We start from the raw sequence: 19,924 nt of genomic DNA, 5'->3' as shown, positions 1-19,924 counted from the left end.
TGGCTCCTGCATAAATACGGTTAATTTGAGCGCTGGTTACCAGCTTGACGCTCTCCTTACAACGCAGAGGCATTGATTTCCGGTTAAGTCGACAAAAATCATAGAAACTGTGCCGCTCAGACGCTACCTAGGGCCAAACACATATGAGGCAACCATGGCTCAACCACGCGCGTGGCAACGGATGTTATCGGGTCGGAGACTTGATCTTTTGGACCCCACTCCAATGGATATAGAAATCGAAGATATTGCCCATGGGCTGGCCTTTGTGGCGCGCTGGAACGGGCAAACACGCGGTGATTTTGCCTATTCCGTGGCCGAACATTCAGTCTTGGTCGAGGAGATTTTTCGCAAACTTTACCCGTCAGAGCCAGTCAAGTGGCAACTGGCAGCCCTTTTGCATGACGCGCCAGAGTATGTCATCGGCGATATGATCTCACCCGTGAAGGCCGCTGTTGGGCCGAACTATGGTGAGTTGGACGAACGCCTCACCGCAGCCATTCACATTCGATTTGGGTTGCCCGCGAAAATCCCTGTGACAATTAAGAAAAAGATCAAACAGGCGGATAAGGTCTCTGCTTGGCTCGAAGCGACACAAATCGCCGGGTTTTCTATTGAAGAAGGCAATAAGCTTTTTGGTAAAATGGACCCTGATTTGGTGCGCGATCTGCGGATTCACCTGCGACCGCCGATCTATGCGCGCACAGCCTTTACGGCGCGACACGCCGAATTGATGGCCGCGCTTTAAGCCGAGACACAAAGCCTAATTTTCCGACCCAAGCCTGAAGCTCTGCGAACCATGCGGCACGTGCGGCTTGGGATTCAGCGTGCTGACGTTCCATGTGGGCGCGCAGATGCTGAATCTCTGGCGTCACCTCTGGCTGACGCATCATATCGGTCGCAACAATCTGTAACATTTGATCTCTCCAAATCTTTGGGTATGATCCGTGTTTAGCTCCTATAGAGCCATATCGCGACTCAACGATTCTTTTAACATGTAAGCTGTAATTACACATGATCGACATTGACTGGCGCCAAATACCTTCCCTCTCCACGCTGCGCGCCTTTGAGGCGACAGCGCGGCTGGGTGGTTTTACCGCCGCCGGGCGTGCGCTCAATGTGACCCATGCGGCAGTCACGCAGCAGGTGCGCGCGCTTGAAAAAGAGCTTGGTGTGGCACTTGTCCAGCGAGAGGGGCGGGGGATGGCGCTGACTGAAGCGGGCGCGCAATTGGCCGAGACTTTGGGCGAAGGATTTTCGACGATTGCACAGGGCATCGAGCGCCTACGCAATGGGCCACGCTCGCGCGGGCTTCGGGTCACCTGTACGCCCGCTTTGTCCTACGCGTTTATCATTCCGCGTCTTGGTCAATTTTGGGATGCACACCCGAATATTCCCGTTTCCCTGACCCCGTCCGGCACGGTTGACGACCTGAAGCGGCGGCAATTTGATGTTGGCATCCGGTCTGGGTCGGGCAATTGGCCGGACGTAGATGTTGAATTGCTTTGGGAGACGAGATTCATCCTTGTTGCCAGTCCGATTTTGGTCGCCAAATACGGTGGGGACGTAAACAATCTTCCTTTGGAGGCAATGCCTTGGATTAGATCGCAGGCGCATAGCCAAGATTTGGCTTACATGAAAAAGGGTGGCGTCGATGGCCACAAAGCACCGGCAATTTTTATCGAGGGGCAATCCGATGCAGTGCAAGCCGTCGTGCGTGGATTAGGGGTGACCTTTGTGTCTGAAATCGCGGTGAGTGATGACCTTGCCTCCGGCGCACTTTTGCATGTGCCTTTTGAAATTGACGCCGATTTTTCCTATTTCGCGGTCACACCCAAAGGCCCGCAACGGACCTCGACCCGGCTGTTCATTGACTGGCTCAAGACCTTGGGGCCACAATCCAAGCCATAAAAAAGACCCGCCCAAGCAGGTCTTTCTAAGTCTTATTGCCTCAATAGCTTCGCGTTAGCGCGGGCTGCGCTTGGCCAAAATGCGCTGCAAAGTGCGTCGGTGCATATTGAGGCGTCGCGCCGTCTCGGACACGTTGCGATCACAAAGCTCATAGACGCGTTGGATATGTTCCCAACGCACCCGATCTGCCGACATTGGGTTTTCCGGAGGAGGGGGCAGGGCATCCCCATTGGCCAAAAGCGCATTGACGATGTCATTGGCATCGGCGGGTTTTGACAGATAATCCGTGGCACCGATTTTGACAGCCGCCACAGCGGTGGCGATCGCGCCATATCCGGTCAAGACAACGATCCGGCTGTCGGGGCGTTTTTCACGCAGCACCTCAACCACATCAAGCCCGTTGCCATCCTCAAGCCGAAGGTCAACCACAGCATAGGCGGGCGGGCGGGCGGTGGCGATGGCTTTTCCAGCCGCGACAGAACCCGCCATTTCAACGTCAAAGCCGCGCTTTTCCATGGCCCGCGCCAAACGACGCAAAAACGGTTCGTCGTCATCGACCAGCAACAGCGACTTGTCCACTCCCAAGTCCATCATTTCATCCCCGGTCATGGGACCCCCTTGCGCCAATATGCGTGATTATTTGAATTCGTATCAACCTAGAGCGCGGATGGCGGCGGGTCAATTTCTACCCTGCGTTCTATTTAGCCGCATCAATAAAACAGGCCACACGATCCGCCATCTGCTCTGGTGTGTCATCACGTTTGAAGAAATCGACAAACCCAATTTCTGGGAAGACCAAATAGGTGAAGGTCGAATGATCCACGAGGTAATACTCCGGATCGCCCTCTTCTTGTTTCTTGTAGTAGGTTTTGTAAGCCATAGAGGCGGCTTTCACCTGCTCAGGAGAACCGGTCATGCCGATCATGTTTTCATGGAAAAGATCCGTGAACTCTTTGACCACCTCAGGTGTATCGCGGTCCGGGTCGATGGAGATAAAGGCGGTTTGCGTGTCATAGCCACGCTCATCCAAGATGCGCTCGGCATCCGCGTTGCGCGCATTGTCGAGCGGGCAGACATCGGGGCAAAAGGTATAGCCAAAATAGAGGATCGTCGGCTTGGTAAACACATCTTGATCGGTCACGGTCACGCCATCTTCGCTCACAAGTTCAAAGGGCCCGCCAATGGACCCCGCACCACCACTGACAGCGGAACCGCGGCATTGGGCAAATTGATCATCAGCAGCCGGACGCGTGGCATACCATGCGCTTGCACCCAATAGGGCGGCAACGGCGACACCAGCGACAATAGCGAAAGATTTCGTCGACATGTTTTCTCTCCTCACGTGTGCGACGCATTGATCGGTGCAACAGCACAGACTAACAAGGGGTTTAATGCCGCAGTTGGAACAAAAGTCTGTCAATGATTGAAAATAGTGACGATCTCATCACCGAAGAGCGCAGATCCAATTGGGTTCGCCTGAGAACCCTCACGGCACTGCGTTGGATCGCGATCACAGGGCAAATTGCCACGATCATTCTGGCAATGGTGGTGTTTCACCTCAAATTTGATCTGGGCGGATTTGCCGTTGTGATCGGCGCGTCGATCATTTTAAATGTCGTGATCACGTTCATTTACCCAGAAAACACCCGATTGAGCGAACGCGGGGCGACGTTGATGTTGCTGTTCGACATCGTACAATTATCGGCACTTTTATTTCTATCTGGCGGATTGAACAATCCCTTCGCGCTCTTGATCTTGGCACCCGTGTCGATTTCAGCCTCAGCCCTTCGGCCCAAATCATCGGTGCTGACAGGGGGCGCAGCCATCGCCTTGGTGTCCATCGCAGCGCTTTATCACGTCCCCCTAGAGCTTTTAGACGGTGAAATTTTGCGTATGCCGAGAATTTTCTTGTTCGGGAGCTGGGCAGGGATTGTAATTGGGGTGGTCTTCTTGGGGGTGTTTTCGTGGAAAGTCGCCTCCGAAATTCACACCATGTCAGAGGCGCTTTTGGCAACCCAAATGGCACTCACACGCGAACAGAAGCTGACGGATTTAGGTGGGGTGATCGCCGCCGCAGCACATGAATTGGGCACGCCACTGGCCACCATCAAACTGGTGTCCAGCGAGTTGGTCGATGATCTGGCAGACCATGACGTTTTGCGCGAGGACGCGCAGTTGATCAACGAACAGGCGGATCGGTGTCGCGATATCTTGCGTTCGATGGGGCAGGCCGGCAAGGACGATCTACATATGCGGTTTGCGCCGCTTCAGGCTGTGGTTGAAGAGGCCGCCCAACCGCATATCGCGCGGGGAAAAACCGTCAAACTTGAGGTGTTGGGCAGCGAAGATGGGACATCGCAGCCCTATGTTTATCGGCGGCCTGAAATCATTCACGGGCTGCGCAATCTGGTCCAAAATGCGGTGGATTTTTCTGAAACGACGGCATGGATTGATGTCACTTGGGACGCACGCACCATCACGCTTCGGATTATTGATGACGGAGCTGGATTTCCGACATCGGTGATTGGGCGGATTGGCGACCCTTTCATGCGACGCAGACGGCCCGAGCGCGAGATTGATCGGCGCCCTGGTTATGAGGGTATGGGGCTTGGGCTTTTTATTGCCAAAACGCTTTTGGAGCGGACTGGAGCCGAGATTGCGTTTGCCAATGGATCGGACCGCCACGACCTCCACCTGCATGCAGGTCGTCGGTCTGGTGCGATCGTTGAACTGAGTTGGCCGAGGGAGCGGATCAGCGTTCAAGAGGGGGAACAAAACAAGGCTTTGGGTGAAAATGCCCGATTTGACACATGATTTATTGGTCGTTTTAACGGTGCGTTAACTATCCTTACCCAAAATCATCCCGTCGCAGAAGCGTATTTTTGTCGGGAATCACATGTCGGTCGAACTCCTTTCCACTCTTGCTTCCCTTATCATTGGAAGCCTGTGCATAGCCTTTTTGGCGCTCTATGGGTTTGCTTGGATGGCCGCCAGAAAAGAAAAGTCAGAGGCGATCACTCTAAGGGACCAGGACAATGACATCGTCTTTTTGTTCGATGACGAAAAACTGGTAAACGCGACGGCCTCCGCTCAAAGCGTGCTTGCGGCGGCGGCAGATGTTGGTTCCGATTGGTCGCGGCTTTTATCGGTGATGATCTCAAAATTCCCAACACTTCAAAAGGAAATCGTCGAGCTCGCCGACCGCGGCACATTGATCATCGAGTCCCGAGACGGCAGTTCGGTGATAAAATGCGAATGGCGCAACGGCCTTGCGCGTCTGACTTTGTTGGATCGCGAAACGGACCACAGCCATATCGAGCTGGATCGTCATTCCCTCATGGCAATGGAGCGGGAGCTTGAAACTCTGCGCGCCACCACGGAAAACGTGCCCTATCTTGTGTGGCGCGAGCTGGAAGATGGCACAATCAGCTGGGCCAATGCTGCCTATATCGCTCTTGCCGACAGTATGGCGCAGGGTGATGATATTCCAAGCTGGCCACCGGTTTCTCTGTTCGACACATCGCTTCTGTCCAACACTGACGCAAAAGAATCTCGCCGCCTCACGATCAAAGATCAAAACGACGGCGCACATTGGTTTGAGGTGTTTCGGTTTGAAATGGGCGGCGATTTCCTATTCACAGCCAATTCCGCCGATCACGTGGTCAAAGCGGAGGAAACTCTTCGTGAGTTCACTCAAACCCTAACCAAAACCTTTTCTCATCTCACAATCGGACTTGCCGTATTTGATCGCAATCGCAGGTTGGCTTTGTTCAACCCCGCGCTGACGGATCTGACCGCCCTTTCTGTTGAGTTTTTGATCTCACGCCCAGTTTTGACCACCTTCCTCGATCGGCTGCGCGACAGTCAAATGATGCCTGAACCAAAAGATTATAAATCATGGCGCCAAGAAATGGCCGCGTTGGAATCCGCTGCCAAAGATGGCACCTATCAAGAGGTTTGGACCCTGCCGGGAGGTATGACGTATCGAATTTCTGGACGCCCGCATCCCGACGGCGCCATTGCCTTTTTGTTCGAAGACATTTCAGCCGAAATGTCTCTGACACGACGGTTTAGATCAGAGATCGAAACCGGCCAGGCTGTACTCGACAGCCTGGCTGAAGCAATTGCCGTGTTTAACAGCGAAGGCATTTTGATGATGGCGAATTCGGCCTACACCTCGCTTTGGGGTCTCGAACAGATGGAAGGCATTTCCGAGACAAGCATCGTGGAAGCAACCCGGATATGGCACTCGAAATGTGCGCCATCTCCGCTTTGGAATGACATTCGGGAGTTCGTCAGCCGCGTTGGTGTGCGCGAAGAATGGACTGGTGCCACCCGGCTTTGGGATGGACGACGCCTTGCCTGCCGTTTTGCGCCCCTGCCGTCCGGCCAAACCCTTGTCGGCTTTGCGCCTGAGGTCCGCGGCTCCACTGCACGCCCCGCGATTCGACCACAGGCGGACAGCCAGTTCGTGGAAATGTAACGCCCTTCTTCCCTTGCGTCCCTTGCGGGGCAGCCTAAAGTCGGGCACATGTTTTGCCCGATCATCAAAGGCTCCCCGCAATGCTTTTCGCCCCTCTCCTTCTCAAATTTCAGCGGCCTCATGACTGAGCGCGCGCAGCTTTTCCAAGAGTTTCTCGGGCTAGCCCTTGGGCCAATTCTAACGCAACCGCCTTGGCGGGAGATGCTTCTCGGCGGCGATACCATCGGCTGATGGAACGTTCGAGCGGTCGATACGCGATAGCAATGGATGCGCCCCCAGAGGCCGGAGAAGATGTTCGCCCTTTTCTCAACGTTGCCGCCTATCTTCGCGATCTCGGACTGTCGGCCCCTGAAATATATGCCGCCGATGAAGCCAACGGTTTTTTGATCTTAGAAGATTTTGGCACAGACCTGTACGATGTCGTCTGCGCCCAGAAGCCACGTTTAGAACCCGAACTTTATGACGCTGCTGTCGATGTTCTGATTCACATTGCTTCATCAACGCCACTTGACGGCGCTGCGGATTACGCTCCTTTGATGACCGACCTCGCGCTCTCCTGTTACCGCTGGTACGCCGAACCTGTTTTGGATCGCGATATGTCTACAGAACGAGAGACGGCGCGCGCCGCCTTAACGCCACTCCTTGCGACTCTCGGCCATGCCCGCGCCACGATTTTACGCGATTATCACGCGCAAAACCTCTTGTGGCTGCCGGATCGAACAGGCCCTTCGCGCGTTGGGCTTTTGGATTTTCAGGATGCGATGATCGGCCATCCCGCTTATGATCTGATCTCACTGACAACAGATGCACGGCGCGATGTCCCGATTGCGATTCAAAACCGATGCCTTGCGCGATTTAGTAACGGATTGAATCTCAATCCGGTTGATTTTAGTCGTGACGCGGCGATTTGTTCGGTGCAGCGGAACCTGCGGATTTTGATGATTTTCGCACGCATGTCACTTCATTTTGCACGCCCGCATTACGTTGACCTGATCCCTCGCGTGTGGGCGCATTTGCAACGCGATTTAGATCATCCTGACCTTGCGGCTCTTGCGCACCTCATTCGCGCACATTTACCAGAACCCACAAAAGAAACCCTTCAGTGTCTGAAAGAAAAATGCGGAACCATCCCAACACTGCAATGATTTTTTGCGCGGGGCGCGGCACCCGAATGAAAGCCCTGACATCGGATCGACCAAAGCCGATGATTCAGGTGGCAGGACGCCCGCTTGTCGACCATGCGCTGGCTCAAATCAGGAGCGTCGAGCACAGGGTCGCAAACCTTCACTATTTGCCAGATATGCTTAAAGAACATCTGAATTCAGCTGGAATAGAGACTGTTTTCGAAGAGGTTTTACTTGAAACTGGCGGCGGGCTTCGCAACGCTTTGCCGCACCTCAAGGCGGATGTCGTGTTTACCGTCAATACGGATGCGGTATGGAAAGGCCCGATGGCCGCTGAGATTTTGGCAGAGGCCTGGGACCCAGAAAACATGGATGCGCTCTTGTTAACGGTGCCATTTGGGCGCACGCATGGGCATCTTGGACAGGGTGATTTTGACATTTTACCAGGCGGGCGATTGGCGCGTGGGCGCGGCTCGGTTTACACTGGCGTTCAAATCTTGAAAACCAGCGCCCTCAACAACATCAATGAGACGTGTTTTTCGCTCAACCTCGTTTGGGAGCGTCTGTTTCAAACAGGCCGAATTTTCGGTGTGGAATATCCTGGGCATTGGTGTGATGTCGGTCATCCCGAAGGGGTTGAGATTGCGGAGCGCCTCTTGAAGGACGCCAATTAAAGGACGGATTATGTTCGGACCCATCGAGATGCCACATTTGTTTGGTCTGCCCTGCGGCGTCGATTATCCGGTGGCGTTTAAACAGGGGATTTTGGAACGGTTTCGAGACACGCCTCCCGAAGTCTTGGCCCGCACTCAGGTATTCGTGAACACATCACGGATGAAAAAGGACATCTTATCCGCCTTTGACGACGGCTCATCCCGACTTTTGCCGCAGGTAAAATTGATTTCAGAATTGGGATCATCGCCCGAATTCATGGACCTACCTATGCCAATCAGCGGGCTAAGGCGGCGGTTGGAATTGTCGCAACTCGTGTCGCACTTTTTACGCCAAGAGCCGCAATTCGCCACGCGCGCCTCCGTGTTTGATCTCTCCGATAGTCTCGCGGCCTTGCTCTCTGAAATGCAGGATGAGGGCGTAACGCCAGAGTGTCTAAAGTCGCTGAAAATTCCCGATGCGTCAGGACATTGGGAAAAGTCATTGGCATTTTTGTCGATCATTTTTGACTACTTCGGACCAACATCCGCCCGAGAGCCCAGCCGAGAAGATCGGTTGAGATTGATCGTAGATCGCCTGGAAATCCAATGGGCAGAAAAGCCGCCAAATCACCCGATCATCGTGGCGGGTTCAACTGGCTCGCGCGGAACAATGGCACGCTTTATGGCCTTGGTATCCCGTCTGCCCATGGGGGCAGTGGTTTTGCCGGGCGTTGATTTTGATATTCCACTTGAGGTCTGGCAGGAGATTGCAGGGCAGGGCAATAGAAGCGCGCCCGCTGTTGAGCACCCGCAAGAGCGCACAGTGCGTCTGGCTGAAAAACTTGGTTTGGCTGCCGGGGATATTCAAAATTGGGCGCAGGTTTCGCCGCCAAATGCGATCCGAAACCGTCTGATTTCACTCTCGTTACGACCTGCGCCCGTGACCTATCAGTGGATGAAAGAAGGCCCTGCATTTCAAAATACAGACATAGCCTGTTCTGCTCTGACTTTGATTGAAGCGCCGGATATGCGAATTGAATCCAATGCCATTGCTTTGATCCTCCGTGAGGCAGCGCAAAGCAAACGCAAGGCTGCTCTGATCACGCCGGATCGTGACCTCGCGCGGCGGGTGACGGCGCTTTTGGGGCGGTGGAACATCACACCAGATGACAGTGCCGGGATACCACTCAATCAGACCCCTCCGGGTCGACTTTTACGCCATATTGTAGGGATTTTGGGACGAAAATTATCCTCTGAAGACGTATTGGTCCTTTTGAAACATCCGCTCACGTCGCGCGGACATGCGGGCGATGAGGGGCGGGGTTATCACCTTTTGTGGACCCGTGAACTTGAGGTGCATTTGCGCCGCAAGGGGGTGGTGTTTCCCGACCGTGAAAGCCTTTTGCAGTGGGCTATTTCGTCTGGAGCAGAAAAGGCGGACAAAGAGGCCCGCGAAGTTTGGGCGACCTGGATTGCCGATCTTTTGGATGTGCTTGCCGTAGCGCCTAAACGCAGCTTGGCAGATCACATTGATCATCTCGTGTCGGTCGCGTCTCTCTTTGTAAAAGGCGCGCAAGGCACGGATGACCGCGAACTTTGGGGCCAAAATGCCGGGCGAGAAACGTTGCGGCTTGTGTCTGATTTGCGCCGAGAGGCCGACTATGGCGGCACTATGAATGCGCTGGCCTTTGCTGATCTCTTTCGCGCAGTTTTGGGTCGAGGATTGGCGCGCGACCCGTCGCCAAAACATCCGCAAGTGATGATCTGGGGCACATTGGAAGCACGGGCCTTGGGGGCCGATTTGGTCATTTTGGGTGGGCTGAACGAAACCATCTGGCCGCAAGCGCCGGGGCAAGATCCATGGTTTAGTCGCGACATGCGTAAGCAGGCAGGGCTTTTGTCACCCGAACAAGCCACAGGACTTTCCGCACATGATTTCCAACAGGCCGTTGGCGCGCCCGAGGTGGTTTTGACCCGCGCAAAACGCGATGCGGAGGCGGAAACTGTTGCCTCGCGTTGGCTGATCCGCTTGACTAATCTGATGTCTGGCATGTCAGATGAGGGTCGATCCGCCCTTGAGGCAATGCGCAAACGTGGCGCAGATTGGATCAAGATGGCCGATGACCTTGATCGACCCAATTTCACCTTAGCGCCCGCAAAACGACCGAGTCCGCGCCCTCCCGTTGAGGCACGCCCAAGGCAGCTTTCAGTGACACGAATCGAAACACTGATCCGCGATCCTTATGACATTTACGCCAGCCGCATCCTTCGGTTGAACAAGCTTGATCCGCTGAGCCGCGACCCCGATGTACGTGAACGTGGCACCGCATTTCACGCGATCATGGAAAGCTATCTATCTGATATTTCAGACGAAACATTCGGTCAATCACTGGCGCGATTCATGGCGACGGCCGAACGCGTCTTAGAAGATCAGGTGGCTTGGCCTTCCGCGCGCCGAGTGTGGTTGGGGCGTGTGCGCAAAATCGCTGAGGATTTGGTCCGCCAAGAACGGGCACGCCTGACCAGAGGGCAACCTGCAGGCATTGAAGTAAAGGGCGCAATGCATTTTACCGATATTGATTTTTCTTTGACCTGCAAGGCCGACCGGATCGACCGCAAAAACGACGATACATTCGTGATCTATGACTATAAATCTGGGCGTCCACCGTCGGAGAAACAAACCCGAATTTTCAACATTCAGTTGTTGCTTGAGGCGGCCATGTTGGAGGCTGGGCGGTTTGAAAACCTGCCTATCGGAAGGGTCACCGAAGTGACCTACTTGGGGCTTGATTCTGGTTTGACCGAAACATCGCTTGATCTGGAAAAGAGCGATATTGAAGAGGTTCAGGCCAAACTGCGGGATTTGATCCGCAATTATGACGATCCCGAAACGGGCTATAGCGCGCGGCGTATGATGGCGAAGGTGCGGTTCAAAACCGACTTTGAACATCTTGCGCGCTTTGGCGAATGGTCGGAAGCGGATGAGCCGATGCCGGAGGATTTGCAATGAGCGCACTTAATGAGGCGACCCAACGCCAAATCATGGCGGCACAACCTGACATGTCCACTTGGCTCTCCGCAAATGCCGGATCGGGCAAGACCAAGGTGCTAACAGACCGCGTGGCGCGGCTGTTGCTGGATGGCACCCCGCCGCAACATATTTTGTGTTTGACCTACACCAAAGCGGCGGCGGCAGAGATGCAAAACCGGCTATTTGCGCGGCTTGGTGGCTGGGCGATGCTGCCCGATGCAGAGTTGATTGGCGAATTGACGGCCCTCGCACCCGGCAAGGTTCTGGATGCGGAAACCCTTCGACATGCACGTACCTTGTTTGCCCGCGCCGTGGAAACGCCGGGCGGATTGAAAATTCAAACCATCCACTCATTTTGCAGCGCACTTTTGCGCAGGTTTCCCCTAGAAGCCGGTGTTTCACCCCAGTTCAAAGAAATGGACGAACGCCAATCTCGGCGGATGGTGGCCGACATTTTGGACGAGTTGGCATTGGGGCCAGCGCGTGATGCAATCGACGCGGCGGCGGTTTATGTCAACGATTTGGATTTGACGGATTTGGCACTTCGAATTGTGTCCAAACGAGAGGGGTTTTTGCCAACGCGAAGTCAGGCGGAGATTTGGTCCTGGTTTGATCTGCCAGAGGGCTATGAGGAGGCCACGCTGTTCTCCGATGTTTTCATGGGCGGCGAGCAAGAGATGTTTCAATCGGTTGCTACGCTTTTAGAAGGCTCAACAAAAGCAGATGAAAAACTGGCGCCACTCTTTCGATTTTGGGCCGGATTAGAGCCTTCTATGGCTATGATTGAGACATGCTGCCAAAAGCTTTTGTCCGGCGAAACAAGCAAAACCCCAAATGTTTCAAAATTTTATGCGCAGCATTCTAGCTTTCCAACGCGCAAACTGATTGATGCGCATCCCGATGCGTTTCATCAACTGGAAGCGTTCATGAAGCGGATCGAGGCGGTCCGTCCGAAAGTCTTTGGCCTCTATGATGCGCGGCGAACTTGGGCGCTTCATCAATTGGCGCGCGTGGTTTTGCCACCTTATTTGGAGCGCAAAGCGCAACATGGGCTTTTGGATTTTGACGACATGATCCGGCGTGCGCGGGATTTGTTGTCGATCTCAAACGTATCGCAATGGGTCCTTTATCGCCTTGATGGCGGGATTGATCACATCCTTGTCGATGAGGCGCAAGACACCAGTCCGGATCAATGGAGGGTAGTGCAGCTTTTGGCCGGGGAATTTACCGCGGGAGAGGGGGCACGCGCCGATGTGACACGCACGATCTTTGTGGTTGGGGATCACAAACAGTCGATTTACTCATTTCAAGGCGCAGCTCCAGAAGCGTTCGACAAGATGAAAGCGCATTTTGGCGACCGTTTGGCCACCGTTGGTCAGCCCCTGCAAGATCTTGCATTGCAGTATTCTTTTCGATCCTCGCGCGCGATCCTCTCAGCCACTGATCAGGTCTTTCGCGCCAGTGAGGGGGTCGGGGTTGGCGGCGCGACGGAACATATTGCGTTCTTTGACGACATTCCCGGGCGCGTTGACCTTTGGCCCTTGATCGAGCCGGAAAAAGGAGCAGATGATCCCGAGGATTGGGAAAATCCGGTCGATATCATCACACCCGAACACCACTCCGCACGGCTGGCGCAGAGAGTGGCCGATTTTGTCGCAAACCTTCTCGAATCCGGCTCAATTCCTGACAAAAATGGTGACGGACGACCCGTGACACCGGGAGATATCATGATCCTCGTGCGCAGTCGGTCTGAACTTTTTGGGAAGATTTTGCGGACGCTCAAATCTCACCCGGCACGCATTCCAGTGGCGGGGGCGGATCGACTGACGTTGAACGACGAACTCGCGGTGAAAGACATTCGTTCACTTTTGGCGTTTCTGTCTTTGCAGGATGATGATTTGGCTTTGGCCGAAGCGCTCAGGTCACCTTTGTTCAATTGGTCCGAGCGCGATCTGTATCAATTGGCCCATGGCCGCACAACGATCACACTTTGGCGCGCGTTCTATGAAAGACGGGCGGAATGGCCAGAGACCTTTGAAATCCTTGAGGATTTGCGTCAAACATCAGACTTTTTACGACCCTATGACCTGATCGAGCGGATTTTGATCCGCCATAACGGACGACAAAACTTTATCGCGCGTCTGGGCAAAGAGGCTGAAGACGGCATTGACGCCCTGCTGTACCAAGCACGAGCATATGAGGCGGCGGAAACGCCAAGTCTCACCGGATTTATCGCGTGGCTTGAGGCGCAGGATATTCAACTCAAACGCGTTCTGGATGAGACTTCAAACCTTGTTCGGGTCATGACGGCGCATGGGTCCAAAGGGTTGGAAGCGCCGATTGTGATCTTACCAGACACGTTAAAATCCCTTCGCGAAACGCGGGATGAGTTTGTCGAACCTGACAGTGGTCAGGTGGTTTGGAAGGGCCCGAAAGAACAGCGCTCCGACGTTGTGAAACAGACCCTGAACCAGCTTAAAATGTCTGACTTAGAGGAAGATCGGCGACTGTTATATGTGGCAATGACACGCGCGGAAAAGTGGCTTGTCGTCTGCGGGGCGGGCGAAGAAAAAGAGACGGCGGACAGTTGGTACAACCTTGTGCGGCGCGGATTGGCCGAACTGCCGACGCAAAAGGTCGATTTTGGCGATTTTGAAGTGGACCGCTATGCCTATGGCGACTGGCCTGATCCGCAAACCGGAGAGGTGCACACCAAGCAAATGTCGCCCATTCTCCCGGATTGGTGTCATTTTCCCGCACCGGAACCGGACTTGACCGCTGCGGTTTTGTCCCCGTCTGATCTTGGCGGCGCCAAAGCCTTGCCCGGTGAAGCGAATGTTTTGGACCAAGAGGCCGCAATGTGGCGTGGTAGTCAGCTTCACCGTTTGATTGAAATCCTACCGGAGGTCGAGACCGAGCGGCGCGCGCAAGTGGCCCATCACGTTTTAACCACCGGCGAAGATCCCGCGCTCGATGACGAGGTCGACGATTTGTTGGCAGAAGCGCTTGGTGTGCTCAATGCATCCTATGACTGGGATGTGTTTGGGGCCAATTCTTTGTCGGAGGTGCCCTATACATCGCGGTTTTCCGTAAAGGGCGGACAGGTGATCCACGGGATTATCGACCGACTCATTATCACCCCCGATCGCGTGCAAATCATCGACTACAAATCCAATGCGGTGATCCCAGACCGTGTCGAAGACATCCCGGACGGATTACTGCGGCAGTTGGGTGCCTATGCGGAGGCAATGGCGCAGATTTACCCGGAGAGAGAGATTGAAACCGCAATCCTTTGGACGCGCACGGCGGAACTTGCTGTGGTGCCTCTCGACATCGTGATGTCCGCCCTGCGTCGAGCCGCCACATCTTGATCTTTGGCCACACAAGTCATAGGTTTTCGGTCAAGTTCAGCATTCAGGAGAAGCCCCATGGCGACTGTTAAAGTAAGCGATGACACTTTCGCATCCGAAGTTCTCAATTCAGACATCCCCGTTGTTGTGGATTTCTGGGCAGAATGGTGCGGCCCGTGCAAACAAATCGGCCCGTCCCTCGAAGAGCTTTCCAATGAGTACGAAGGCAAAGTCAAAATCGTCAAAGTGAACGTCGACGAAAACCCGAATGCGCCTGCGCAATTTGGTGTGCGTTCAATCCCGGCCTTGTTCATGTTCAAAGACGGCGAAGTGATTTCCAACAAAATCGGTGCAGCGCCGAAAGCCGCATTGGCCGGTTGGATTGCCGAAGCTGTTTGAGTTTGGCTAACATTACGGATTTGGGGCGCCGCTTGGCGCCCTTTTTCGTGGCCGGGTTGCGCCAAGCGGGTCGCGCGCTCATATAAACCACGAAGCGAAAGGAAAACCGATGTCGAGAGAAGAGTTTCCCGGATGGCACGGCACGACGATTATAGGCGTGCGGCGTGGGGGTGAAGTTGTGATCGCGGGCGATGGGCAGGTGAGCTTGGGCCAAACTGTGATCAAGGGCACTGCACGCAAGGTGCGGCGCTTGAAGCCCGGCGGGCATGAGGTTGTCGCGGGATTTGCCGGATCGACGGCGGATGCGTTTACGCTTTTGGAGCGCCTTGAAACCAAATTGGAGGCCAGCCCCGGCCAATTGGCACGGGCTTGCGTTGAATTGGCGAAAGATTGGCGCACCGATAAATATCTGTCGAAACTTGAGGCGATGTTGATCGTGACCGATGGCGACGCGCTTTTGGTTGTCACCGGAGCAGGTGATGTTTTGGAACCCGAACATGACATCGCGGCGATTGGCTCCGGCGGAAATTTTGCGTTGGCGGCCGCGCGCGGATTGATGTCCACAGAAAAGGACGCCGAAACAATTGCCCGTGAAGCGATGAAAATTGCCTCTGACATCTGTGTTTATACCAATGGCAACCTGACGGTTGAGAAGATTTCAAAATGACTGACCTGACCCCCGTGAAATTGTTTCTGAACTCGACCGCTATATCATCGGTCAAAATGACGCCAAACGCGCGGTTGCTGTGGCGCTGCGCAATCGGTGGCGGCGTAAACATTTGTCGGATGACATCCGCGATGAGGTCTATCCGAAAAATATCCTGATGATTGGGCCCACCGGCGTTGGTAAAACCGAAATTTCGCGGCGTTTGGCGAAGCTGGCGAAGGCACCTTTTGTCAAAGTGGAGGCAACGAAATTCACCGAAGTTGGCTATGTTGGTCGCGATGTGGAGCAAATTGTGCGCGATCTGGTGGATGCTGCGATTGCTCAGACCCGCGAGTATATGCGCGAGGACGTGAAGGCCAAGGCGTTTAGTTCCGCCGAAGATCGCGTGATTGAAGCCATTGCCGGGACGGACGCACGTGAACAGACCCGCGAGATGTTTCGCAAGAAACTGCGCGCGGGTGAGTTGGATGCGACCGTGATCGAGATCGAAGTGCAAGACAGCGGCACTCCGACAGGGATGTTTGAAGTGCCCGGTCAGCCACAGATGGGCGGGATGATGAATCTCGGCGACATTTTTGGCAAAGCCTTTGGCGGACGCACGGTGAAAAAGAAAGTTACGGTGGCGGAGAGCTATGATCTGTTGATCTCGGAAGAGGCCGACAAGCTTTTGGACGACGAGACCGTGACGCGGGTGGCGTTGGAGGCGGTGCAGGAAAACGGCATCGTGTTCATTGACGAAATCGACAAGGTTTGCGCGCGCTCCGATGCCCGCGGCGGCGATGTGTCCCGCGAAGGGGTTCAGCGGGATTTGTTGCCTTTGATCGAAGGCACCACCGTGTCGACCAAACATGGGCCGGTGAAAACCGATCACATCCTGTTTATCGCATCAGGCGCATTCCACATCGCTAAGCCTTCGGATTTGTTGCCAGAATTACAGGGCCGGTTGCCGATCCGAGTGGAATTGCGCGCGCTGGAAGAAGGTGATTTCGTTCGGATTTTGACCGAAACGGAAAATGCGCTGACGTTGCAATACAGCGCCTTGATGGCGACCGAAGAGGTCAAAGTCACCTTTACCGAAGATGGCATTGCCGCGATCGCAAAGTTGGCCGCAGAGGTAAACACCACCGTTGAAAACATCGGTGCGCGTCGTCTTTACACCATCATCGAGCGGGTGTTTGAGGAACTGTCCTTTGGTGCGCCGGACCGGGGTGGTGAGGAGGTTTTGATTGACCAGGCCTATGTCCGCACCCATGTCGGCGAGATGGCCAAAGAGGTCGACGTAAGCCGCTATATGCTCTGAGGTTTGGGGCTATTTTTGCCGTCTGAGATAGACGTAATAGGCCCCGGACCCGCCGTGTTTCAAATGCGCCTCTGCGACCTGTAACACCGCCTCACGCAGGGGCGGTGTTTGTAGCCAATGCGGCACCTGATGCTTTAAAACGCCTTTGCGCACCGGGATTGGGCCCTCATCATCGCGATGTTTGCCCTTGCCGGTGATGACCAAAACCAGCCGCCGATCCATCGCGCAGGCCGACAGGATAAACCGGGTGAGCGCAGGATGCGCTTGGGCTATGGTCATGCCGTGAAGGTCAATACGGGCCTCCGGCGAAACCTTGCCTTTACGCATTTTGGTGAAATGTTTGCGATCCATCCGCAACGGAGCTTGCGCCAAACGCTCAGTAAGAGTGGGCGCAAGGTTATGGCCTTTTTCCACCTTGGCGTGACGGCCAATTTCGAGTTCAAAAAGCTGTATGTCACGAGCAACATCGCGCGGGGCGATGGGCGTGGACGCCTTTGGTTTGACCGGACAAGCAATCGGCGCAGGCGGGAGCGCACCATGCATAGGTGTCGCGGTTTTTTTGACCAAATCCCAAAGGGTTTGATCCTCTTCCGTAAGTGAGGAAGTGCCGGGTTTGCGTTTACGGGTCATCCTTTGGCCTTTTCCTCAAGGCCATAGGCGATTTGAATTGGCATCAAGACGACCATCCGTCCGGGATCACGGATTTGCCCCGCCATATCGCCCGCAGTCGCACCGGAGCCGAAAAAGATATCGGCCCGCTGTGCCCCTTTGATGGCCGAACCGGTGTCTTGGGCAATCATCAAGCGGCGCAATGGCGTGGCACCGTCTTTTTCCACCCAAACGGGAGCACCAAGAGGCACAAAGGCCGGGTCCACCGCGATGGAACGCATCGGCGTGATCGAACGGTGCATGGCCCCGATCGGGCCTTTGTCGGCAGGCAATCGTGGCAATTCGCGGAAGAAGACATAGGACGGATTGAAGTTCAATAAATCCTGACCTTCGACCGGATTACGCCGCACCCAATTTTGAATGACCTTGGCGGACACTTGATGCGGCTCATAAACCCCGCGCCGGATCAATTCCTGACCGATGGAGCGATAATTATAGCCATTGTGGCCGGCATAACCGATCCGAATGGTGGACCCATCGGTGAGGCGAATGCGACCAGAGCCTTGGACCTGAAGAAAAAACAACTCGACCGGATCGTCGACCCATGCAATCTCAAGCCCACGCCCAGCCAAAGCCCCATCGGCAATATCGCGGCGGCTTAGATATGGCGCGCCGGAGACACGATCCGGGGGCAGGCGGTAAATAGGATAACGGTAGGGGCCACTGGGGGAGCGCGCACCACGCAACTCGGGTTCGAAATAGCCGGTGAACATCGGATCTGCACCGTCTTCGATCAGGACCGGGCGGAAAAACAGCTCAAAAAAGCTACGCGCATTGATCGGCGTGGCGGCAAGTTTACACAGTTGTGGCCACTCATCACCGTCGATCAGATCGCAGGTGTCGCGAAACACAGCAAGGGCCGCGGCATGATCATCCTCGGCCCAGGTGTTGAGATCAGAAAAGGAAAGAACGCGTGCCATAAGATCATCCGCAGATGAGGCTGGCGCGCTCAAAGCCAGCAAGGCCGCACAGGCAGCGCTCGCCAACCTCGTCCACATCAGGCACCCGTTGCCACAAGTTGCCAATTCGGGTCGTCCGCCCCGATCGTGCGCGCAAAGGTCCAAATGTCCTTTTGGCGTTTGATGTCGTTGGGATTGCCCTCAACCAACTGGCCCGTCGCATCACGCACCACAGAGGTGGTTTCTCCAACGAAACGCAGTTTGATTTCCGCCTCATCACTGGCCCGATCCAAATCGGCGTCGATGATCTGAATTTCGCGCAGACCGACGAATTGGCTTTCAATCGTCAGGCCTTTGGCTTGGCGATCGGTCACGACGGAGGAAAACGCCTCATACACATCCTCAGACAGGAAAGGCCGGATGCTTTCCAACTCGTCATGCTCAAACGCCATAAGGATCATCTCATAGGCACCACGGGCACCGGAGAGAAATTCATTGACGCTAAACGACGGATCAACCCGTTTGATTGCGGCGAGGTTTTCGGCGACGCGGGTGCCAGCTTCGACATTGTCGATGATGTCATGATCGACACCGCCATCAATGACTTCGAAATTTTGTCGGGCGCGTGTGGCATCAGCCGCACCGGGAAGATCGGCGCGCGGTTTTTCAAACCCCTCGCGCGTACCCAAAACGCTGCGCAAACGCAGGATCAAAAAAATGGCGATACCCGCAAGTACCAAAATGGAAAGAAGGGAATTACCCATCGGCGGTTCTTCTCCGTTGCAACGTGGCAAAATCTGTCTACTGACCTTATGTAGGTGCTGACTGGCACCAAGTCCACCGGTGCCACAGAGAGAAGACAGGAGTTCCTATGTGGCTTTTTGCAATTTTTGTTGCTGTGCCCATCATTGAGATCGCACTTTTTATTCAAGTTGGCGGCCTTATTGGCCTTTGGCCGACACTTTTGATCGTTGTTGTGACGGCGATCTTGGGAACGCAGTTGGTGCGTCAACAAGGCGCGCTTGCCCTATCACAATTGCGCCAATCTTTTGCTGAGCTCAATGATCCAAGCGAACCTTTGGCCCATGGTGCGTTGATCCTTTTGTCTGGCGCACTGTTGCTGACACCAGGATTTTTCACCGATACGGTCGGATTTTTACTTTTGATTCCAGCATTTAGATCCTTTGCGTTTCGTGAGTTACGCAAGAGGGTTAAGGTTCAGAGCTTTACCATGGGCCAACAAACCATGCCCCGCGTGGGGATGAGTTTCGCGATCAACCGGGTGGTCCCACGACCATTGACGGCGAATGGCAAGAGATTGATCAAGACGGCGACAGTGCCCCAAATGACCCGCAAAACCCATCAGGTTGGACTCGCCATTGAGGCATGAGTGGCAACCTGATACAAAACCGCGAATTTCATACTTCTAAGGACGAAACCC

At 54.6% G+C, this 19,924-nt stretch carries 17 protein-coding genes and 1 pseudogene; 12 read left to right on the top strand and 6 right to left on the bottom strand.

From position 1 onward, the window contains the following. Positions 1 to 154 precede the first annotated feature (154 nt). On the top strand, positions 155 to 745 hold the full coding sequence (locus DA792_RS16855) for an HD domain-containing protein (protein ID WP_107721333.1): 591 nt from the start codon (positions 155 to 157) through the stop codon (positions 743 to 745). Here DA792_RS16855 and DA792_RS22300 read toward each other — a convergent pair. Beyond that, positions 708 to 914 carry a hypothetical protein gene (locus DA792_RS22300; RefSeq protein WP_159075302.1) on the bottom strand — a complete coding sequence of 69 codons (207 nt, stop codon included), beginning with the start codon at positions 912 to 914 and terminating at the stop codon, positions 708 to 710. The genes DA792_RS16855 and DA792_RS22300 overlap by 38 nt on opposite strands. Before the next feature lie 97 nt (positions 915 to 1,011). On the opposite strand from DA792_RS22300, the gene DA792_RS16850 reads away from it, so the two are divergent. Further along, the gene (locus DA792_RS16850) at positions 1,012 to 1,908 is read left to right on the top strand and encodes a LysR family transcriptional regulator (protein WP_107721331.1); all 897 of its coding nucleotides are present in this window, start codon (positions 1,012 to 1,014) and stop codon (positions 1,906 to 1,908) included. A gap of 54 nt (positions 1,909 to 1,962) precedes the next feature. Here DA792_RS16850 and DA792_RS16845 read toward each other — a convergent pair whose 3' ends face one another. Further along, a complete protein-coding gene (locus tag DA792_RS16845) occupies positions 1,963 to 2,517 on the bottom strand; it encodes an ActR/PrrA/RegA family redox response regulator transcription factor (protein ID WP_107721328.1) in 555 nt (184 codons plus the stop codon). Between the two features lie 88 nt (positions 2,518 to 2,605). Next, positions 2,606 to 3,235 carry an SCO family protein gene (locus DA792_RS16840; RefSeq protein WP_107721325.1) on the bottom strand — a complete coding sequence of 210 codons (630 nt, stop codon included), beginning with the start codon at positions 3,233 to 3,235 and terminating at the stop codon, positions 2,606 to 2,608. 92 nt (positions 3,236 to 3,327) lie between these two features. Between DA792_RS16840 and regB the strand changes: the two genes are divergently transcribed. From regB to hslU, 9 genes and pseudogenes are all read left to right on the top strand, one after another. Beyond that, positions 3,328 to 4,722 carry a sensor histidine kinase RegB gene (gene regB / locus DA792_RS16835; protein ID WP_107721323.1) on the top strand — a complete coding sequence of 465 codons (1,395 nt, stop codon included), beginning with the start codon at positions 3,328 to 3,330 and terminating at the stop codon, positions 4,720 to 4,722. A 169-nt stretch (positions 4,723 to 4,891) separates the two neighbouring features. Further along, entirely contained in the window at positions 4,892 to 6,391 is a 1,500-nt protein-coding gene (locus DA792_RS16830) for a PAS-domain containing protein (protein ID WP_159075301.1), read from the top strand. Positions 6,392 to 6,582: 191 nt separating this feature from the next. Further along, positions 6,583 to 7,536 carry an aminoglycoside phosphotransferase family protein gene (locus tag DA792_RS16825; RefSeq protein ID WP_254679295.1) on the top strand — a complete coding sequence of 318 codons (954 nt, stop codon included), beginning with the start codon at positions 6,583 to 6,585 and terminating at the stop codon, positions 7,534 to 7,536. After that, on the top strand, positions 7,509 to 8,189 hold the full coding sequence (locus tag DA792_RS16820; RefSeq protein WP_107721319.1) for a nucleotidyltransferase family protein: 681 nt from the start codon (positions 7,509 to 7,511) through the stop codon (positions 8,187 to 8,189). The genes DA792_RS16825 and DA792_RS16820 overlap by 28 nt, the downstream gene beginning before the upstream one ends. A gap of 10 nt (positions 8,190 to 8,199) precedes the next feature. Continuing rightward, positions 8,200 to 11,178, top strand: coding sequence for a double-strand break repair protein AddB (gene addB / locus DA792_RS16815; RefSeq protein WP_107721317.1), 2,979 nt, complete (start codon positions 8,200 to 8,202; stop codon positions 11,176 to 11,178). Then, positions 11,175 to 14,570 (top strand): double-strand break repair helicase AddA, encoded by a 3,396-nt coding sequence (gene addA / locus DA792_RS16810; protein ID WP_107721315.1) that lies wholly within the window; start codon positions 11,175 to 11,177, stop codon positions 14,568 to 14,570. Before addB ends, addA begins: the two co-directional genes overlap by 4 nt. Before the next feature lie 57 nt (positions 14,571 to 14,627). Further along, positions 14,628 to 14,948 (top strand): thioredoxin, encoded by a 321-nt coding sequence (trxA, locus tag DA792_RS16805; RefSeq protein WP_009570410.1) that lies wholly within the window; start codon positions 14,628 to 14,630, stop codon positions 14,946 to 14,948. A gap of 109 nt (positions 14,949 to 15,057) precedes the next feature. After that, on the top strand, positions 15,058 to 15,615 hold the full coding sequence (gene hslV, locus DA792_RS16800; RefSeq protein WP_107721313.1) for an ATP-dependent protease subunit HslV: 558 nt from the start codon (positions 15,058 to 15,060) through the stop codon (positions 15,613 to 15,615). Further along, positions 15,612 to 16,915, top strand: a pseudogene (hslU, locus tag DA792_RS16795) (ATP-dependent protease ATPase subunit HslU). The gene hslV and the pseudogene hslU overlap by 4 nt, the downstream one beginning before the upstream one ends. Positions 16,916 to 16,924: 9 nt before the next feature. On the opposite strand, the gene DA792_RS16790 reads toward hslU, so the two are convergent. Genes DA792_RS16790 through DA792_RS16780 form a run of 3 tightly spaced genes read right to left on the bottom strand, consistent with a single transcriptional unit; the run spans position 16,925 to position 19,247 of the window. Next, entirely contained in the window at positions 16,925 to 17,545 is a 621-nt protein-coding gene (locus tag DA792_RS16790; protein WP_107721309.1) for a Smr/MutS family protein, read from the bottom strand. Then, entirely contained in the window at positions 17,542 to 18,582 is a 1,041-nt protein-coding gene (mltA, locus tag DA792_RS16785; protein WP_107721307.1) for a murein transglycosylase A, read from the bottom strand. The genes DA792_RS16790 and mltA overlap by 4 nt, the downstream gene beginning before the upstream one ends. Next, positions 18,582 to 19,247 (bottom strand): Tim44/TimA family putative adaptor protein, encoded by a 666-nt coding sequence (locus DA792_RS16780; protein WP_107721305.1) that lies wholly within the window; start codon positions 19,245 to 19,247, stop codon positions 18,582 to 18,584. Before DA792_RS16780 ends, mltA begins: the two co-directional genes overlap by 1 nt. A 107-nt stretch (positions 19,248 to 19,354) precedes the next feature. Between DA792_RS16780 and DA792_RS16775 the strand changes: the two genes are divergently transcribed. Further along, a complete protein-coding gene (locus tag DA792_RS16775) occupies positions 19,355 to 19,873 on the top strand; it encodes an FxsA family protein (protein WP_254679293.1) in 519 nt (172 codons plus the stop codon). Positions 19,874 to 19,924: the final 51 nt, after the last annotated feature.

The organism is Celeribacter baekdonensis, from assembly GCF_003047105.1.
Classification (GTDB): domain Bacteria; phylum Pseudomonadota; class Alphaproteobacteria; order Rhodobacterales; family Rhodobacteraceae; genus Celeribacter; species Celeribacter baekdonensis_B.
The sequence above is the reverse complement of the archived record's forward strand: the minus strand, read 5'-3'. Positions and strand labels throughout refer to the sequence as shown.

Excerpts from the sequence above, each read along its gene's own strand:
- regB (WP_107721323.1), top strand. The coding sequence starts at position 3,328 with ATGATTGAAAATAGTGACGATCTCATCACCGAAGAGCGCAGATCCAAT.
- hslV (WP_107721313.1), top strand. The coding sequence starts at position 15,058 with ATGTCGAGAGAAGAGTTTCCCGGATGGCACGGCACGACGATTATAGGC.
- DA792_RS22300 (WP_159075302.1), bottom strand. The coding sequence starts at position 914 with ATGTTACAGATTGTTGCGACCGATATGATGCGTCAGCCAGAGGTGACG.
- addA (WP_107721315.1), top strand. The coding sequence starts at position 11,175 with ATGAGCGCACTTAATGAGGCGACCCAACGCCAAATCATGGCGGCACAA.
- DA792_RS16820 (WP_107721319.1), top strand. The coding sequence starts at position 7,509 with ATGCGGAACCATCCCAACACTGCAATGATTTTTTGCGCGGGGCGCGGC.
- DA792_RS16830 (WP_159075301.1), top strand. The coding sequence starts at position 4,892 with ATGGCCGCCAGAAAAGAAAAGTCAGAGGCGATCACTCTAAGGGACCAG.
- DA792_RS16855 (WP_107721333.1), top strand. The coding sequence starts at position 155 with ATGGCTCAACCACGCGCGTGGCAACGGATGTTATCGGGTCGGAGACTT.
- DA792_RS16790 (WP_107721309.1), bottom strand. The coding sequence starts at position 17,545 with ATGACCCGTAAACGCAAACCCGGCACTTCCTCACTTACGGAAGAGGAT.
- mltA (WP_107721307.1), bottom strand. The coding sequence starts at position 18,582 with ATGTGGACGAGGTTGGCGAGCGCTGCCTGTGCGGCCTTGCTGGCTTTG.
- DA792_RS16850 (WP_107721331.1), top strand. The coding sequence starts at position 1,012 with ATGATCGACATTGACTGGCGCCAAATACCTTCCCTCTCCACGCTGCGC.
- DA792_RS16780 (WP_107721305.1), bottom strand. The coding sequence starts at position 19,247 with ATGGGTAATTCCCTTCTTTCCATTTTGGTACTTGCGGGTATCGCCATT.
- addB (WP_107721317.1), top strand. The coding sequence starts at position 8,200 with ATGTTCGGACCCATCGAGATGCCACATTTGTTTGGTCTGCCCTGCGGC.
- DA792_RS16775 (WP_254679293.1), top strand. The coding sequence starts at position 19,355 with ATGTGGCTTTTTGCAATTTTTGTTGCTGTGCCCATCATTGAGATCGCA.
- DA792_RS16845 (WP_107721328.1), bottom strand. The coding sequence starts at position 2,517 with ATGACCGGGGATGAAATGATGGACTTGGGAGTGGACAAGTCGCTGTTG.
- trxA (WP_009570410.1), top strand. The coding sequence starts at position 14,628 with ATGGCGACTGTTAAAGTAAGCGATGACACTTTCGCATCCGAAGTTCTC.
- DA792_RS16840 (WP_107721325.1), bottom strand. The coding sequence starts at position 3,235 with ATGTCGACGAAATCTTTCGCTATTGTCGCTGGTGTCGCCGTTGCCGCC.